Genomic DNA, 16,803 nt, shown 5'->3' with positions numbered 1-16,803 from the left:
CCGGGAACCCTCCTGGGAGCCGACGGACGACCATCGGAGCACGTATGACATCAGGGCGGGACATGGCGGGTCAGGCCGCGAAGATAGGGGCCGCGAGGGCCGCGGCTCCGGGGATCGAGGCCGCGGAGGCCAAAGCCGCGGAGATCAAAGCCGCGGAGACCAGAGCCGAAGGGACCAGAGCTGCGGGGACTGGAACCTCGGGTATCGGAGCCTCGGAGATCGAGGCTTCGGGGATCGAGGTGAATCCGGTCGCCGGGCACATCGGTGCCGAGATCAGCGGCGTCGATCTGGCCGGCGATCTCGACGAGGCCGTGGTCGCCGGGATCCGGGCGGCGGTGCTGCGCTGGAAGGTGGTGTTCTTCCGGGGGCAGCGGCTGGACCATGCGGGGCACGTCGCGTTCGCTCGGCGGTTCGGCGAGCCCGTGGTGCTGGGCAGGCGCGGGAGCGCCTCGCCGCCGGACTTTCCCGAGGTGGAGACGACCGCCGACCGGCTGGAGCTGGGCGGGAAGTTCGGGATGGGGCACGAGGAGTGGCTGCAACGGCGGCGGCACACGCTGCTGCGCGGCTGGCACTGCGACCACGGCGCCCGCATCGACCCGCCGGCGGCGACGATCCTGCGCGCCGAGACAGTACCGCCCTACGGGGGCGACACGACCTGGTCGAACCTGGCCGCCGCGTACGCCGGACTCTCCGGCCCCGTACGGGAGTTCGTGGCCGGACTGCGGGCCGAGCACCGGCTGGGCGTCGGTTACCAGCCGCGGCCCGGCGACGATTCCTACGCACGTCATCTGCTGGACCACCAGGTCGCCTCCGTGCACCCGCTGGTGCGCGTCCACCCCGAGACGGGGGAGCGGGTGCTCTTCGTCAACGGCTACTACCTGGAGCAGATCGCCGGCATCTCCCGCCCGGAGAGCGCCGCGATCCTCGACATGCTGCTGGAGCAGGCGACCCGGCCCGAGTACACGGTCCGGTTCCGCTGGGAGCCGGGCAGCGTGGCCTTCTGGGACAACCGGGCCACCATCCACCTCGCCCCCAGCGACAACGCCCACCTCGGCCACCCCCGGATCATGCACCGGGTGATGCTCACGGGCGACGTGCCCGTCGGTGTGGACGGCAAGCCGTCCGAGCCGATCGTGGGGACTGAGCCGGGCCGTTGGTGAGGTGCTGGTGGGGCGGAGGCCGGTGGGACGCTGGTGGGCCGGTCGCCGACCGGCCGGCTAACCGGCGGCGGGGCGCCGGCCCAGCGCCGGGCCCAGCTTCGTCGCCATGTCGGTCAGGATCTGTACGTAGTCCTCGTGCTCGAAGGTGAACGGCAGGGCGAACGCGACCTCGTCGACCTCGCGGAACGCGGCGTGCGCGTGAAGCCGTTCGGCGATCTCCTCGGAGGTGCCGACGATGTCCGGCGCGAACAGCAGCCCCGCCGGTCCCTGCGGTGATGTGGTGCGCGGGGTCCGCTTGGCCACGAACTCCTCGTATTTCGCGCGCTGTTCGGGCGAGGCGGAGTCGGTGGGGATGACGACCAGGCCCTGGGAGACACGGGCGGCCTCGCCGTCGGGGTGGCTGTCCCGGAAGGCGCGGATGTGGGAGAGCTGGATCTCCGCGAAGTCCCTTTTCTCCTCCGGTCCGTCGGCCCTGACGACGCTGCTGGTGAGGAAGTTCATGCCGTGCTCCCCGGCCCACCGCGCCGAGCTCACGCTGCCGCCGCCGTACCAGAGGCGACCGCTCAGGCCGGGGGAGTGCGGCTGCACCCGGTCCGAGAAGACCTCGATGCCCTCGACGCCGCTGAAGTCGGTCGCGCTCTTGCCTCGCACGAGGTCCAACAGCCGCCGCACCCGCTCGTAGCTGAAGTCCTCGGCGTCGGCCGTGTCCGGGTAGAGCGCCTCCTTGACCTGGTCGAAGTGCATCGGCGGGCCGACGCTGACGCCCGGGTTGATACGCCCGCCGGACAGGATGTCGACCGTCGCCAGATCCTCCGCGAGCCGCAGCGGGTTCTCCCAGCCGAGCGGGATGACCGCCGTGCCGAGCTCGATACGGCTGGTGCGCTGCGAGGCCGCCGCCATGATCGCGACGGGGGAGGAGATGCCGTACTGCAGATGGCGGTGGCGCAGCCACGCGCTGTCGAAGCCGAGTCGTTCGCCCAGTTCGATGATCTCCAGCGTGGACTCGTGGCCCTTGCGCGGATCGGCCTCGTCGAACAGGCCGATGGTCAGGAAGCCCAGCTTGCGCAAGGGGCGTGAGGTCGGTGGCACGGGCTCCTCCGTCGTTCTTCGATCATGTCCGGACGGCAGTGCCAACCGGATCGCCGTACGAAGTGTTCCCGCTGTTCCCGCCCCGCGCCGGGAGTGCCATGCCTGAAAGGATCACGTCGAGCACCTCTCTCCGAAAGGGCACGCATGCCGGCCGACTTCATCGACCTCGTCACCGACGCCGAACTCCCGGGTGACCGGCTGCTCCTGGGCATCCGCCACTTCGACGAGCCGTTCCTGCTCACCGTCTCCCTCTCCCAGGGGCTCGGCTCCAGCGAGCTGTGGCTGGACCGGGGCCGGGCGGGCAAGGCGAGACTCGCGGAGTTCCGGCGGACCGGTGACCGGGTCCTGTTCGTCGTACGCAACAAGCACTTCCTGACGTCGGGTGACGAGGCCGCCGTGCGCGCCGGGCAGCAGTCCTTCGCCATGTCCGTGGTGTGGAGCGGCCGGGTGCTGCGCGAGGAGAACGGGGCGGCCGTCGTGGACGCGACCGGGCTCGTCCTCGCCGACCACGACCGGATCGCCGAGCACCTGCACGAGAAGGAGCAGGGGGAGTACGCCGTCGACGCGTCCCTGAGCCTCCCGCTCGTCGCCGACAGCCGCTCCGGCCCCACCGGCATCCGCCTGCCGGCGCTCCTCACCTTCCGCGGTCCCGGCCGCGGCGCCGCGATCCGGGCGGTCGCCGCCGACCCGCGCGCCGTGACGGTCGTACAGCAGCTCAACCTGATCCGGCTGCCCGCCGACCCGATGCCGGTACGCCGCTTCCACCCCGCCTCCGGCGGCTACGGCGTCGGATACGCCGACCACGGCCGCGTCGGCACGGCCGACACCCAGGTGAAGGTCCAGCCCCGCTTCCGCGTAGGCCCCGGCGCCGCCCCCATCGTGTTCCAGGTCGACCCCGCCGTCCCCGAACCCTTCCGGTCGGCCGTGGTCGAGGGCGGCAACTGGTGGCAGGACGCGTTCGCCGCCATCGGCCTGCCCGACGCCTACCGCGTCGAAGCGGGCGGCGACGGCTTCGACCCGTACGAACCCGGTGTCAACGGCGTGGTGTGGGTGCACCGGGCGGGCCGCGGCTGGTCCCTCGGACAGGGGCTGACCGACCCGCGCACCGGCGAGATCCTGCACGCCCGGGTACGGCTCGGCTCCCAGCGCGTCGAGCAGGTCCGCGCACTCGGCGAAGCCCTGCTCGCCCCGTACGGCCAACCCGACGAAGCCGAACGCCTGGCCGCCGTCGAGGAGTTGGTCCTCGCCCGGCTACGCCACCTCGCCGCGCACGAGATCGGCCACGCACTCGGGTTCATGCACAACTTCGCCAGTACGGCCCACCCGAAGCCGTCCGTCATGGACTACCCCCATGCCCGCGTCCGCGTCGGCGAGGACGGCCGCATCGATCTGGCCACCGCGTACACGACGGGGCTCGGGCCGTGGGACCACTTCCTCGTCGCCCATGCCTATGGGCGGTTCGCGGACGAGGCCGCCGAACTCGCCCGACTGCGCCGGGAGTCCGCCGAGTTGGCCTACGTCTCCGACGACGACGGCCAAGGACCGCACGTCGCCCATGCCGACGGCGTGCCCTGGGTGACGGCCGCACATCCGCTACAGGCCCTGGAGACGATGACGCGCGTCCGCCGTATCGCGCTCGACGGGTTCTCGCGCGGGGTGCTGCCGCCCGAGCGGCAGACCGGTGAACTCGAGGAACGATTCGCGCTGTTGTACCTCCTGCACCGGCACGAGGTGGCCGCGGTGGCGCGGCTGGTCGGAGGAGTGCGGTACGCGTACGGCCTCGCGGGCGACGGGCCCGGCGCGAGCCGGGGTACGGAGGTCGTCGACGCCTCCACCCAGCAACGGGCGCTCGCCCGGCTGGTCTCGCTCCTGCGTGCCGAGCAACTCGCCCTGCCCGACGCCGTGTTGGACACGCTCACTCCGCCCGCCATCCGCTACGGACGCTCCGACCAGTACCTCGACACCGACGCGGGCCGGATCTTCGACCCCATCGGAGCGGTCGGCGCCGCTGTCACCCTGGTCACCGAACAGCTCCTGGAACCGGCCCGGTTGAACCGCGTCGTCTGGCAGCACGCCACGGACCCCGCCGTGCCGGGCGTCAGTGAGGTGGTCGACGCGCTTCTGGCCACCACCTGGCGCCGTATCGATCCGGTCCCGGCAGGGGTGCGCGGCGGTGTGGCGGTGCAGCAGGCGGCCGACTGGACGCTCCTCAACCACCTGTTGACCGTCGCCCGGGACGGCACCCTGCACGCCACCGCCCGGACGGAACTGCGCGCCGCCCTGCGCCGGTTCGCCGAGGAGGCGCGCCGGCGGGACGACGACGGCGGGCGTGAGGCCGCCGACCTGATCGGCCGTTTCCTGTCCGACACCGGGTCGGTCCGCCTCGATCCGCTGCCGCGGGTGCCGCCCGGCGCGCCGAACTGACGGCGCCGGACGGCCGGGTGGGCCGAGCGGTCGGGTGGCCGGTGGGCCGACAGACCGGCAGGCGCGTGGGCCGGGTGGCTCACCACTCCTGGGCGCGGGGCGGGGCCTGGCGGGGCGCCGGCTGCGGGGGACCGTAGGGTCCCTGCGGAGGACCGGCGGGCGGTCCCTGCCGACGCGCGGATGTGGGCGCGGACCTGGGCGCGGATGTGGTCGTCCGGAGCGGTTCCGGAGGGCGCACCGCGCCCGAGCCGTTGGCCGCCCCAGTGGGACGTCCGGAGCCGGTGGTCCCGGTGGGTGCCTGAGGGCGTCCGGGGGCGGCTCGCGACGGATCCCGGTGCCGTCCTCCGGAGGCGACGCGAGACTGCCGGGATGTGGATCCAGTGGATGCGTGGGCGTCCGGGCCAGGTCGCGCAGGAGCGTCGGTCCGGTCGAAGAGGGTGCCGCGGGATCGAGCACCGGGCCCTTCGGCCGGATCGTCCGCGGCGGACGTCTTCCCGGCCGAGCGGCGGGACGAGGCGGACGGGTTCCGGTTCCACTCGCCGTCGCCGAGCACCAGCAGCGGGTCGAACATAACCACCACGCCGGCCAGCAGCAGGAAGACCGCCGGTCCCAGCAGCATCGGGAGCAGCAGGGAGGTGGGCGAGTCGCCCGAGTAGGACCCGTTGCCCGAGCTGTGCACATGCACGGCCACGGCGGCCATGCCGGTGTAGTGCATGCCGGACACCGCGATCCCCATGACCAGGCTGGCCGCGAGACTCGTCAGGAAACCTCGGATGGAGACGGCGGCCCAGAGCGCGGCGGTCGCCGCGACGATCGCGATCAGCACGGACAGGGCGACGGTGACCACGCTGTACTGGATGTCCCCGTTGAGCTGCATCGCCGCCATGCCGAGGTAGTGCATCGCGGCGACGCCGAGCCCGGTGATGACACCGGCGACCGCCAGCGTCGTCCTGCCGGCGCCCAGATAGCCGACGATGAACACACCGATGGCGACCACGACGATCGCCACCCCCAGGCTCAGGACGGTCAGACCCACGTTGTACCGGATCCCGGTCTCCTCGACCTGGAAGCCGAGCATCGCGATGAAGTGCATGGTCCAGATGCCGCAGCCGATGGACGCGGCACCGAGCGCCAGCCAACCGGGCTTCCAGGACTCTTCGTCGAGCAGGGACCGGACGATGCACCGCAGCCCCAGCGCCCCTCCCAGGCAGGCCATCAAATAGGCCGCCACCGGGGTCACCGCACCATAGCGGAACCCGTCAATTGTGCCGTTCATGCGCCAACTCCCCCCAGAGCAAAGGCACCTTGTGGGTGAAGAGTTACGGTCACGGCCCGTTAAAGCAAGCCCTTACCCCTGGTTCGCCGTGAACTCCCGACCACCAGCAGTCGACTCGGACCGCCCCTGAAGCACCCCTTCGGGCCCCGTGAAGAACGGGATCACCAGTCCCGCAACCGAACAGGAAGGCGATGCGTCCCCTGTCGCAAGGGGCTTAAGTGCCTGGTGGGACAGGCGAATTGGGACAGGCGAGAACGAAAGAGGCGACGACGTGGCGGACGGAACTCTCGGCATCGCGGTGTGCGCGGCGGTCGGCCTGCTGCTCTTCACGGTGGCGGTGCGGGACGCCGTGCTGATCCGGCGATTACGGAGACACGGCATCCGCACGCGGGGCGTCGTCGTGGACAACGTGCGCGTCGACGGCCGCGATTCCGGACCCACCTGGGCACCGGTGATCGCGTTCGCCGACCAGCGGGGTTACCGGGTCGAGTTCACGTCCCGGATGCGCGGCTCCGGCATGGGCCTGGCCACCGGCCGAGAGGTGCCGGTCGTATACCTCGCGCACAACCCACAGACCGCCCGCGTGGGCATCTGGCGGCACATGGTGGGTCCGGTCGTGTTTGTCTCGTGCGCGTCGGTGGTCTTCCTGGGTGCTGGGGTGCTGATCGCTTTGACGAAGTGACCGGGGCGCTTTGTCGGCGGCTGTCGGCCCTCGGACGGGTGGTTCGGGAGGTGTCAGTCGGTCCGGTCGTCGCCGGCCGACGTCGTGATGTGCGACCGGCGACGCTATCCGGACGGACTGCTCAGCCCACGTCCCCATCCAGGTCGGACAGGTCGAGGACGAAGCGGTAGCGGACGTCGTTGTGGGCGAGGCGGTCGAGGGCCTCGTTCACCCGTGCCGACGGGAGCAGTTCGATGTCGGCGGTGATGCCCTGCTCGGCGCAGAAGGCCAGCATGGCGGCGGTCCCGGGTCTGCCGCCGCTGCCCGCCGAGCTGAGCTTCTTGCGGCCTATGAGCAGGTCGATGGTCTCCACGGTGACCGGCCCGAGGTGGCCGAGGTGGCTGAGTGTGCCGTCCATGGCGACCAGGCGCAGGTACGGGCCGAGGTCGTGCGGCGCGGAGATGGTGTCGATGACGACGTCGAAGCGGTCACGTGCGCCGGCCATCGAATCCGGGTCCGTGGAGACGATGAGGTCGTGGGCGCCGAGGCGGCGGGCGTCGTCGGCCTTGTCGGGTGAGCGGCTGATGACGGAGGTCCGCGCGCCGAGCGCCACGGCGAACTTGGCCGCGAGGTGGCCGAGGCCGCCCAGACCCGCCACGGCTACCCGGCTGTCCGGCCCGACTCCCAGGGAGCGCAGGGGTTCCCAGACGGTGACGCCGGCGCAGAGCAGGGGAGCGGCGGCGGCCGGGTCCAGGGCGGCGGGCAGCGGATAGGCGAACCGGTCGCGGACGACGTACTCGCGGGAGTAGCCGCCCAAGGTGGTCGATCCGTCCTGTCGGTCGAGGCCGTCGTAGGTCAGGGTCGGGAAGGCGTGGCAGAAGTTCTCCTGACCGGCCCGGCACATGGGGCACTCGCCGCACGAGTCGACGATGTTGCCGACCGCGACGGGGTCGCCGACGGAGAAGCCGGTGACCGCGGGCCCGGTCTCGGTCACCACGCCCGTGAACTCGTGCCCGGGCACCAACGGGCGGCCCGCTTCGCCGTCATGGCCGCGCACGGCGTGCAGATCGGTGTGGCAGACGCCGCAGTAGTCGACCCGGACCGCGAGGTCGTCGGGGCGCAGGTCGCGTCGCTTCAGCTGCGTACGCCGGAGGGTCGTGGTCGAGCCGTCCGCCTGCCAGCCGGTTGTTGTCCGCACGGCGCATCTCCTTCGAGCAAACAAACTGTTCTGTCTGTTTCAACGTAAGCACGGCGGCACCCGGCAAAGCAAACCAACTGTTCTGTCTGGTAGCGTGTCGGCATGCCGGACCAGCCCCTGACCTCGCGCGGAGCGGTGACGTACCAGCGCATCCTCGATGTGGCGACCCAGGAATTCGCGGAGCACGGGATCGCCGGGGCGCGCATCGAGCGGGTCGTGGCCGCCGCCCGTACGAACAAGGCGCAGCTCTACGGTTACTTCGGGAACAAGGAAGCGCTCTTCGACGCCATCTTCTTCGGCTCGCTGGAGCGGATCGTGAACGTCGTCCCGATCGACGCCGCCGACCTCGCGGACTGGGCCGTACGCCTCTACGACGAGTACCTGCGCCGTCCCGACCTGATCCGGCTGGCCACCTGGGCCCGCCTGGAGCGCCGCCCGACCGGGCACCTCGTGGACGACCCCGACCGCCTCGACGACCGCAAGCTGAGCGCCATCGCCGAGGCCCAGGCCGCCGGGCTGGTGCGCCCGGGGGACCCGTTCGACGTGATGGCTCTGGTCATCGCCATGTCGATGGCCTGGTCGCCGGTGAGCAATGTCTACGCGGCGACCGCCGAGGAGCCCGCCGAAGTGCACGAACAGCGGCGGGCCCTGCTTCGCGAGAGCGTGCGTCGGGCTGTGGCGGCCGACTGAGGGGCGCGGGTGGCGCCGGTGCTGTTGGGTCCTACAGCAGCGTCGGTGCGTGGAATTCGCCGAGGCCGGAGGCCAGGTCGCGGTCCAGCCAGTAGCGGCGCGGTTCCGCGAGCATGACGTCGACGCTGACGGCGAGCAGGCCGGGGATCCTGGCCAGCTCGTGGTCGACGAAGAGCGCGAGGGCGGAGCGGTCGGCGACCAGACCGGTGGCGAGGACGGACATGTCGCTGGCGACGTGGGCGGCGAGCCGGGTCTGGGGGAGTTGGTCGATACGGCGCATGACGTCGGGGGTCTCACCCGGCGCCACGCGCAGGCGGAGGATGAAGGCAGTCCGGAAGCCGAGCCACTCCGACACGATCTCCAGCCGCGGCTTGACCCACCCCTCGTCCAGGACCCGGCGGACGACGCGGTGCGCGGTGGAGGTGGCCAGGCCGGCGGCCCGGGCGATGCTCGCGGCCGATGCGCGGCTGTCCTGGAGCAGTTGGGCGACGACGGTGCGTTCGCCCTCGCTGAGCGGTTTCGCGGGGGGCGTCGCGGTCGCGGTGCCCTCGGGACGGGCGCCGGTGAGCTTCAGCAGGTCGGCGCGCTCGGTCTCCGTGAGAAATTGGGGGTCCCAGGTTCTGCCCCGGCGCAGGGTGCTGAGCGCGGGCAGGGCGTTGACGCGGCGGACGCCGGGGACGGAGAACATCCGGTCGATCGCCTCGCTGGTGGCCGCCTCGGACGGGGCGTGCACGACGGCGTAGAGCGGGTAGTCGCCCGAGATCTGTGCCAGCAGTTGGATGTGGGGCAGGTCGTGGAGCCGGTGGAGGACCGCGAGAGGGGTCTCGCCGGTGATGTCGAGGAAGACGTGGATCGGCATGGCCGTGGAGTGCATGCCCCAGTCGGCCTGCCCGATCACACGGACCATCCGCGCCTCGTGCAAGCGGTCGTAACGGCGTTTGAGCGTGCTGGCGTCGGCGGCGAGGATCTCGCCGATGTCGTCCCAGGTGGCCCGGGGTGCCAGGTGCAGCGCGCCGATGAGGCGCCGGTCGAGCTCGTCGAGGAGAGGACGGGTCATGGTGCTCCACTTTAGGGTGCCGTTTAATCCCACTGTTACATCTAAGATATAGAGAATCTCTCACTCGGATGCCATTGTTCGCAGGAACATCCCCCCAATGCACGAAGAGGTACCGATGAGTGTCACCTCCGCTCAGCCTCAGCCGACCGAGCCACAGTCGAGAGCCCTCCGCATCGCGTTCCGGAGCTTCGCGGCGATCGAGAAGGTCGGCAACAAACTCCCCAACCCGTTCTGGCTGTTCTGGATCCTCGCGGGGGTCGTGATCGTCCTCAGCGCGGTGATGACGGCGGCCGGTGTCAGCACCGTGCACCCCGGGACGCACGAGGCCATCAAGGTGCAGAGCCTGCTCAGCAAGGCCGGCCTGACGACGATGATCGAGGGGGCCGTCGACAACTTCGCGACCTTCCCGCCGCTGGCCACGATCCTCATCGTGGGCTTCGGCATCGCCGTCGCCGAGGCGAGCGGGCTGTTCACGACGATGCTGCGCCGCATGGTCGCACGCGTACCGGGCAAGTACCTCACCTTCGCGCTGTCGATGACCGCGATGGTCGCCCACGTCGCCGGCGACGCCGCGTACGTCACCCTCATCCCGCTCGGCGCCCTCATCTACCGCGCCGCCGGCCGCAGCCCGGTGCTCGGCTGCATCGTCGCCTACGTCTCCATCTCCGCCGGCTACGACGCCTCCCCGGCGATCACCACGACCGACGTGCTCCTGTCGTCGATCTCCACGGCCGCGGCCCACACCATCGACGCGGACTACGTCGTCACCCCGGTGGCCAACTACTTCTTCGCGCTCGCCTCGTCGGTCCTGGTGGCCCTGGTGATCACGCTCGTCGTCGACAAGGTCATCGCCAAGCGCTCGGACCTGGACCCGGACGAGCCGATCACCGCGCTGAGCGCCGACGAACTGAAGACGATCGAGGTCACCGAGGTGCAGCGCCGCGCGCTGCGGATGACGGGACTGGTCGCGGTCGGCTTCGTCGTGGTCCTGGCGGTGGCTCTCATCCCGGTGTCCTCACCGTTGCGAGGCGCGGGCGGCTCCATCGTCGAGTCCCCGTTGATCACGGGCATGTCGCTGGTCCTCTTCCTGTTCTTCACGCTCCTCGGCTGGGTCTACGGCCGGATGGCCGGGACCTTCCGTGCCCCTCGTGACATCGTCGACGCGCTGGTCGAGGGCACGCGCACCTACGCCCCGATCCTGGTTCTCTTCTTCGCGATCTCGCAGTTCCTCGCCTACTTCAAGTGGACGAACATCGGGAACGTCATCGCCATCGAGGGCGCGGAGACCCTCAAGGACATGCACCTGGGCGGCTGGACCGTGCTGGTCGGCATCGCCGTACTGATCACCTTCATGAACCTCGTCATCACCAGCGGCTCCGCCCTGTGGGCCCTGGCCGCGCCCATCCTCGTGCCCATGCTGATGCTCATCGGCATCGAGCCCGAGACCACCCAGGCCATCTACCGCGTCGCCGACTCGGTCACCAACTGCGTCACCCCGATGAGCCCGTACTTCGCGATGGCGCTGGGCTTCATCCAGCAACACAAGAAGTCCGCCGGCATCGGCACGCTGGCCTCGTTCACGATCCCGATCGCCGCCGTCGTCTGGGTCGTCTGGGTCGCGTTCTTCGTGGCCTGGTACCTGCTGGGCATCCCCTTCGGCGTCAGCTGAAGCCGCACTCCGACAACAGAGCCCACCCCTCCACGCCTTCGTACGAGAAAGCAGATCATGACCGCATCACCCGCAGCCGCCACCCTCACCGCCCGCGCCCAGGACGTCTCGTCGCAGATCGTCGACGACATCCTGACCCTCGTCCGCCAGGAGACCGGCAGCTACGACCTTCCCGGCCTCGCCACCGGCCTGGACCTGCTGCGTGAGCTGACCGTGCAGCGGCTCGGCCGACCCGACCACGAACAGCGCCACCCCGGCGGCGAATGCGGCGACACGCTCACCCTGACCTACGCCGGAACCGGCGCCGGGCACGTCGCGCTCGTGGGCCACTACGACACCGTATGGCCGACCGGCACCCTCGCCGGATGGGAGCAGCCGGGGCCGTCGGACGACGGTCGCGAGAAGCTCGGCGGACCGGGCATCTTCGACATGAAGACCGGTCTGGCGCAAGGGATTTGGGCCCTGAAGCTGGCCCGGGAGAGCGGGGCGCCGCTGCCCACCGTCACCTTCGTCTTCAACGGCGACGAAGAGATCGGCTCGTTGTCCTCGCGGCCGGTGATCGAGGAGGTCGCGCAGAAGGTCGACGTCACGCTGGTGTTGGAGCCGAGCGCTCATGGCGCGGTCAAGACCGCCCGCAAGGGCACCGGGATCTTCCAGGTCACGGCGACCGGCGTGGAGGCGCACGCCGGGCTCGCGCCGCAGGACGGGGCGAGTGCGATCACCGCGCTGTCCGAGTTCGTGGTCGCCGCCGCGAAGGTCGCCGCCCCCGAGAAGGGGACCACGATCAACACCGGGCTCTTCAAGGGCGGTTCCGCCATCAACGTCGTCGCCGGGCAGGCCACCGCCGGCGTCGACATCCGGGTCAGCAGCGAGGCCGAACAGGACCGTGTCGACGAGGAGTTCGAGGCCATCGAGGTCAGCGACCCGCGCGTCCGCATCGAGATCGACCACGCCTGGAACCGACCGCCGATGACCCTCAACGCCGCGTCCGTGCCCCTGCTCGACCTCGCCCGCGCGGTCGCCCGCGAACAGGGCCGCGACCCCCTGCGCGACACCGCCGTCGGCGGCGCCAGCGACGCCAACTTCGTCGCCGCCCTCGGGCTGCCCGTGCTGTGCGGCATGGGCGCGGTCGGCGACGGCGCCCATGCCCAGGGGGAGTTCATCTACCCGGACACCGTGCCTGCCCAGACCGCGCTGGTCGCGGGGATGTTGGGACGACTGGTGCAGCCGCTGCGGGGCTGAGCCGTGATGTCAGAAGCGCCGGTTCATCGCGGGTCCTTCCACCAGACGAACACCTCGGTGCTCGGCTGGCGTTCGGAGAACCGGCCCGCGGGGGAGACCTCCCGCAGCAACTGACGCAGATCCGCCTCAAACTCGTCACGGCGTGAGCCGAACAGATGCGGGGCCGAGTACGACATCGAGAACACCCCCGCGACGAGGTCGTCACATGTGCGCTCCAACGCCTGGCCGCCCGGGACGACATGACGCTCCGGACCGGAGTATCCCGCCCGGGCGAACACGGCGGCCTCACCGCCGGGTGTTCCCCGCGGCAGCACGCCTCGGCCGGCTCTTCGGACCGGTCCGAGGTAGTGCCTGATCAGTTCATCGATCGCGGCGCAGGGCTCCGCCGGATACGGCAGCCCGTCGACCGTCCGGGTCTCCGACTTGAGGTCCGAGATGTGCACCAGCGCCCCGCCGGGCCGGAGCATGCCCCTGACGGTCGCCGCCACCAGGTCGCGATCCATCCAGTGGAAGGACTGGGCGAAGGCGGCCACCGTGAACGTGCCGAGATCGGCGGGCAGTTCCTCGGCCCGCGCCCGCACCCACCGAGCCTTCTCGGCCACTCCTCTCTCGACGGCCTCACGACCGGCTTCGGCGATCATCTCCCGGTCCGGGTCCAGGCCGACGATCTCGCCGAACAAGTGCGCCAGACTCAGCGCGACGACTCCCGGTCCGCATCCCACGTCGATGAGGCGCCCTCGCCCGGCGAGCTCCAGAACCTCGGCGAGTACGTCCGCCAGCCCGGGCGCATAGGGAAGCCGCCCGCGCCGGTAGTAGGCGGCGGTACCCGCGAACAGCGTGTCATCCCATTCCCAACCGGCCACCACGTACGTCCACCGCTCTCACAGAGATCCGCAATTGCCCGGCTACCGATCATTCCACTTGCAGGTCATCTCAATGCACGGGCATGAACTCGGGCAGGGTGAGCGCCGAGTGGGCCGGTCGTCCCTCCGTGGCCGGCATGTTGCTGAGATTACGCAGCATGTCGTTGCGCTGCTCCAGGGCCCGAGCCGTGGTGGGGAAGAGTGCGGCGTCGCCCTCGCCGATCTGGTCCTGGTTCAGGGTCACGAACTCACGGGTGTCGCGTTCGTAGGCCGCGAAGCCCTCGGCGGCGTCCCGGTCGGCCAGGGAAGCGGCGAGCATGTACGCGCCGACGAGCGCGAGGCTGGAGCCCTGTCCGGTGAGGAACGACGGTGCGTACGCGGCGTCTCCCACCAGCGCGACCCTGCCGCTGGACCAACGAGGCAAGCGGATCTGGCTGACCACGTCGAAGAACAGATCGTCCGCGTCGCGCATGGCGGTGATCATGCCCGGGACTTCCCACCCCGCGTCGGCGAAGATCCCGGTGACCAGGTCCCGTTGGGCCTCTGGGTCACGGAACGCGCCGAAGGGCGCTTCCGGGCGGGCGAAGTTGAGGAAGGCGTGCACTTCGTCGCTGTCCCCCACGGCGTAGAGAGCCGCGGCCCTGCCCGGGGTGTTCCACATCGTGACCTCGTTGGAGAGACCGAAGGTGTTGCGCATGGTGAACCCGGCGAAGCAGTAACCGAGGTAGCGGTGGAACTGCTCTTCGGGGCCGAACAGGAACTCCCGGGTACGCGAGTGCAGACCGTCCGCGCCGAACACCATGTCGAACGTACGGCTGCCGCCCCCGCGGAAGGTGACATCGACCCCGTGGTCCGACTGGTCGAGGGTGTCGATGGAGTCGTTGAACACGAACTCCACGTCGTCACGGACCGCCGCGTAAAGAGCGTCGGTCAGCTCCCCGCGGGGCACCTCGATGTCCTGTCCCGCGACACTGCCGGCGACGGCATTCGGGTCGACCGAGGCCACCTTGCCGCCGTCTCCGTCGAGAAAGGTGATACGGCGCAAGTCGACGTGCAGGTCCTGGAGTCGGGGCAGGATCCCCATCCTCCGGACGACCTCCAGTGCGGCGCCGCGCACGTCGATGGGGTAACCACCGCTGCGCAGTGAGGCCGCCTTCTCCACCACCGTGACGGCGTATCCGTGGCGGTTCAGCCAGAACGCGAGGGCGGGACCCGCGATGCTGGCCCCCGAGATCAGGACCTTGCGCCTCGGCGTGGTAGGGGTATGCGTCAACTGATCGGTACGGGTCAAGTCTTGACTCCTTTGTTCAGGGTGCGGACGACAAGCAGGGACAGCGCCGTGACGGCGCCGGCGATGACGAAGCCGGTGACGAAGGCCGATTCGGCCGGGTCGTCCATCCCGGGTTGGGTCCCGGCGGTGAGGAAGGCGCCGCTGACCTGTGCGCCCGCGGCGAAGCCGATCACGCGGGTCACCAGGACCAGGCTGGTGGCGGTGCCGGTGTTGCCGTGATCGACCGAGGTGGCGGTCTTGACGACCATCGCCGTGATGCAGACACCACTGGCCAGGGCGATCAGCGCCTTGGCGACGATGAGGTGCCAGACCTCGCCGTGCAGGAACGCGAGGGCGACCAACGTGGCCGTCATGACGCCGATTCCCGTTGCGACCACGGCGCTTGAGCCGAAACGCCGCGCCGCGATCCCTCCGAGCGGCCCGCTGATCGCCGCCGTGACGGCGCCGGGTAACAGGTACCGCCCGATGTCGGTGGAGCTGGCCCCGAAGCCGTATCCGTCGGCGGACACCGCGAGCAGTTGCGGCACGAGATACATCGCCACCGAGGTGCCTACGCAGACGGCGAAAGTGATGACGTACGAGCTCCATATCGCGGGCTTGGCCAGCAGGTTCAGATCGACCATCGGCGAGGGTGACCGGCGCTCGACGACGGTCCATCCGGTCACGAGGAGGGCCAGCAGTACGAGGAGGGCGAGGAGTACGAGCGGTTGGCTGCCGGCGCTGGGCGCCAGCGCGAGCACGAACATGAGCGTCAGCAGAACGCCGCTCAGCAGGGCCAGGCCGGGCCAGTCGATCCTGGCGTCCGACCGGGCCGGCGGATCGTTCGGCATCAGCCTGTGGACCAGCACGGTCGCCACGACGATCGCGATCGTCGGTATCGCGAACATCCAGTGCCGGGACAGGCCTTCCGCGACGGGCCCGGCGATCAGCGTCCCCAGCATGCCGCCGCCCACGAACAGCCCGCTGACCACCCCGATGGCCACCTGGGACTCTCCGGTCGGGAGGTGCTTGCGTACGAGGATGAACGAGAGGGGCATCGCGCCGACCATCGCGCCCTCGAGTACCTGACCGAGCAGCAGCACCGGCAGGTTCGGTGCCAGCGAGGACACCAGACCACCGGTCGCGACCACCGTCATCAGCCGGAGCATGACCCGTTTCCCGCCGTAGCGGTCACCGAGGTTGCCCGCGACCGGCGTGACGAGGGCGCCGGTGATGAGCATCGTGATGCTGAGTAACGCCCCTTGGGCGGGGCTCATGGACAGTTCGCGCTGCAACAGCGGGAGCGTCGGTGTCACCACCGACTCCAGGGTCCCGGTCGCGGCTGCCAGCATCCCGAGCGCCCAGACGGCGGCCTTCCCGACGCGGACCTGGGGAGCGGCCAGGGTTGTGGTCATGAACGTCCTTCCTTCGTTGGCGGGCGAGCAATCGAAATTACACTACACCGTACAGTGTAGTCAGGTTAGAGTATGGCCATGCCGACCACGAAGACGCCGAGCCCGAAGAAGCCGACCGCGAAGACACTGCGCGAGGGGTCCACGCCGAAGCGGACCGCCATCCTCGCCGCGGCCCGGGAACTGTTCCTCGCCGACGGTTTCGACCGGACCAGCGTCGACGCGGTCGCCGCCCGGGCCGAGGTGTCCAAGCGGACCGTCTACGACTACTTCGGCGACAAGCAGACGCTGCTGCAAGCGGTCGTCGACGGCGTCGGCCAGTCACTGATCAGCACGATCCGGCGCATTCTCGACGACACCCTGACCGACCCCACCGAGGCCGCCGACCTGGAGGACGTTCTGGTCGCGTTCTCGATGCGTATCGCGACCGACATGCTCGGCTCGTCGGAGTACGTCACGCTGCAACGGTTGGTCCGGGCGCAGTCCCACCACGTGCCGGACGGGGGCGAGAACTCCATGGCCGACGCACCTGAGGAGGCACTCGCCGAGCGGTTCGCCGCTTTCGCCGAGGCCGGGTTGCTCGACGTCCCCGACGCCCTGCTCGCGGCCGACCAGTTCATCGCGCTGACCTTCAACGTCGCGCTCAACAGGTTCGGTTCGGCGAATGCCGCGGAGGACGCCCGCGTCCGGCCGCTCATCGTCGAGGGAGTGCGGACGTTTCTGCGGGCGTACCAGGCCAAGTAGGCCTGGTAAGGCGTGAGTTGTCAGCCAGATGGCCGGGTGCGACGGAAC

13 protein-coding genes and 1 pseudogene are annotated in these 16,803 nt (G+C 70.3%); 7 read left to right on the top strand and 7 right to left on the bottom strand.

The window, feature by feature from the left end:
* The first annotated feature begins 44 nt into the window (after positions 1–44).
* Entirely contained in the window at positions 45–1,160 is a 1,116-nt protein-coding gene (locus M2283_RS38765) for a TauD/TfdA dioxygenase family protein (protein WP_280881211.1), read from the top strand.
* Positions 1,161–1,217: 57 nt separating this feature from the next.
* Here the strand turns inward: M2283_RS38765 and M2283_RS38760 are convergent, their stop codons facing one another.
* A complete protein-coding gene (locus M2283_RS38760) occupies positions 1,218–2,249 on the bottom strand; it encodes an LLM class flavin-dependent oxidoreductase (RefSeq protein ID WP_280881210.1) in 1,032 nt (343 codons plus the stop codon).
* 144 nt (positions 2,250–2,393) lie between these two features.
* Here M2283_RS38760 and M2283_RS38755 point away from each other — a divergent pair, with 144 nt between their 5' ends.
* Complete coding sequence (locus tag M2283_RS38755) at positions 2,394–4,673, top strand: zinc-dependent metalloprotease (RefSeq protein WP_280881209.1); 2,280 nt, start codon at positions 2,394–2,396, stop codon at positions 4,671–4,673.
* Between the two features lie 526 nt (positions 4,674–5,199).
* Here the strand turns inward: M2283_RS38755 and M2283_RS38750 are convergent.
* A pseudogene (locus M2283_RS38750) lies at positions 5,200–5,949 on the bottom strand (MHYT domain-containing protein); the annotation flags it as partial.
* Between the two features lie 271 nt (positions 5,950–6,220).
* Here M2283_RS38750 and M2283_RS38745 point away from each other — a divergent pair.
* Complete coding sequence (locus tag M2283_RS38745) at positions 6,221–6,631, top strand: DUF3592 domain-containing protein (protein WP_280881208.1); 411 nt, start codon at positions 6,221–6,223, stop codon at positions 6,629–6,631.
* A 121-nt stretch (positions 6,632–6,752) separates the two neighbouring features.
* On the opposite strand, the gene M2283_RS38740 is transcribed toward M2283_RS38745, so the two are convergent.
* Positions 6,753–7,808: an NAD(P)-dependent alcohol dehydrogenase gene (locus M2283_RS38740; RefSeq protein ID WP_280881207.1), complete on the bottom strand. Its 1,056-nt coding sequence runs from the start codon at positions 7,806–7,808 to the stop codon at positions 6,753–6,755.
* A gap of 102 nt (positions 7,809–7,910) precedes the next feature.
* Here M2283_RS38740 and M2283_RS38735 point away from each other — a divergent pair, with 102 nt between their 5' ends.
* Entirely contained in the window at positions 7,911–8,498 is a 588-nt protein-coding gene (locus tag M2283_RS38735; protein WP_280881206.1) for a TetR family transcriptional regulator, read from the top strand.
* A gap of 31 nt (positions 8,499–8,529) precedes the next feature.
* Here the strand turns inward: M2283_RS38735 and M2283_RS38730 are convergent, their stop codons facing one another.
* Positions 8,530–9,555 carry an Lrp/AsnC family transcriptional regulator gene (locus M2283_RS38730; RefSeq protein ID WP_280881205.1) on the bottom strand — a complete coding sequence of 342 codons (1,026 nt, stop codon included), beginning with the start codon at positions 9,553–9,555 and terminating at the stop codon, positions 8,530–8,532.
* Between the two features lie 115 nt (positions 9,556–9,670).
* On the opposite strand from M2283_RS38730, the gene M2283_RS38725 reads away from it, so the two are divergent.
* Both M2283_RS38725 and M2283_RS38720 read left to right on the top strand, forming a co-directional pair.
* Positions 9,671–11,224 carry an AbgT family transporter gene (locus M2283_RS38725; protein WP_280881204.1) on the top strand — a complete coding sequence of 518 codons (1,554 nt, stop codon included), beginning with the start codon at positions 9,671–9,673 and terminating at the stop codon, positions 11,222–11,224.
* Between the two features lie 57 nt (positions 11,225–11,281).
* A complete protein-coding gene (locus M2283_RS38720; RefSeq protein ID WP_280881203.1) occupies positions 11,282–12,466 on the top strand; it encodes a M20 family metallopeptidase in 1,185 nt (394 codons plus the stop codon).
* Positions 12,467–12,489: 23 nt separating this feature from the next.
* Here M2283_RS38720 and M2283_RS38715 read toward each other — a convergent pair whose 3' ends face one another.
* From M2283_RS38715 to M2283_RS38705, 3 genes are all read right to left on the bottom strand, one after another.
* Positions 12,490–13,332 (bottom strand): class I SAM-dependent methyltransferase, encoded by an 843-nt coding sequence (locus M2283_RS38715; RefSeq protein WP_280881202.1) that lies wholly within the window; start codon positions 13,330–13,332, stop codon positions 12,490–12,492.
* 67 nt (positions 13,333–13,399) lie between these two features.
* Entirely contained in the window at positions 13,400–14,620 is a 1,221-nt protein-coding gene (locus tag M2283_RS38710) for an FAD-dependent monooxygenase (RefSeq protein WP_280881201.1), read from the bottom strand.
* Positions 14,617–16,014, bottom strand: coding sequence for an MFS transporter (locus M2283_RS38705; protein ID WP_280881200.1), 1,398 nt, complete (start codon positions 16,012–16,014; stop codon positions 14,617–14,619). The genes M2283_RS38710 and M2283_RS38705 overlap by 4 nt, the downstream gene beginning before the upstream one ends.
* A 78-nt stretch (positions 16,015–16,092) precedes the next feature.
* On the opposite strand from M2283_RS38705, the gene M2283_RS38700 reads away from it, so the two are divergent.
* Positions 16,093–16,755 (top strand): TetR/AcrR family transcriptional regulator, encoded by a 663-nt coding sequence (locus M2283_RS38700; protein WP_280881199.1) that lies wholly within the window; start codon positions 16,093–16,095, stop codon positions 16,753–16,755.
* Positions 16,756–16,803 lie beyond the last annotated feature (48 nt).

The organism is Streptomyces pseudovenezuelae (genome assembly GCF_029892565.1).
Classification (GTDB): domain Bacteria; phylum Actinomycetota; class Actinomycetes; order Streptomycetales; family Streptomycetaceae; genus Streptomyces; species Streptomyces pseudovenezuelae_A.
Note: the sequence above shows the minus strand (reverse complement) of the source record. Positions and strands in the feature narration are given on the sequence as shown.

Bases quoted from the DNA above. Each gene is read 5' to 3' on its own strand.
- M2283_RS38765 (WP_280881211.1), top strand. From the start codon at position 45: ATGACATCAGGGCGGGACATGGCGGGTCAGGCCGCGAAGATAGGGGCC.
- M2283_RS38755 (WP_280881209.1), top strand. From the start codon at position 2,394: ATGCCGGCCGACTTCATCGACCTCGTCACCGACGCCGAACTCCCGGGT.
- M2283_RS38735 (WP_280881206.1), top strand. From the start codon at position 7,911: ATGCCGGACCAGCCCCTGACCTCGCGCGGAGCGGTGACGTACCAGCGC.
- M2283_RS38730 (WP_280881205.1), bottom strand. From the start codon at position 9,555: ATGACCCGTCCTCTCCTCGACGAGCTCGACCGGCGCCTCATCGGCGCG.
- M2283_RS38725 (WP_280881204.1), top strand. From the start codon at position 9,671: ATGAGTGTCACCTCCGCTCAGCCTCAGCCGACCGAGCCACAGTCGAGA.
- M2283_RS38720 (WP_280881203.1), top strand. From the start codon at position 11,282: ATGACCGCATCACCCGCAGCCGCCACCCTCACCGCCCGCGCCCAGGAC.
- M2283_RS38705 (WP_280881200.1), bottom strand. From the start codon at position 16,014: ATGACCACAACCCTGGCCGCTCCCCAGGTCCGCGTCGGGAAGGCCGCC.
- M2283_RS38700 (WP_280881199.1), top strand. From the start codon at position 16,093: ATGCCGACCACGAAGACGCCGAGCCCGAAGAAGCCGACCGCGAAGACA.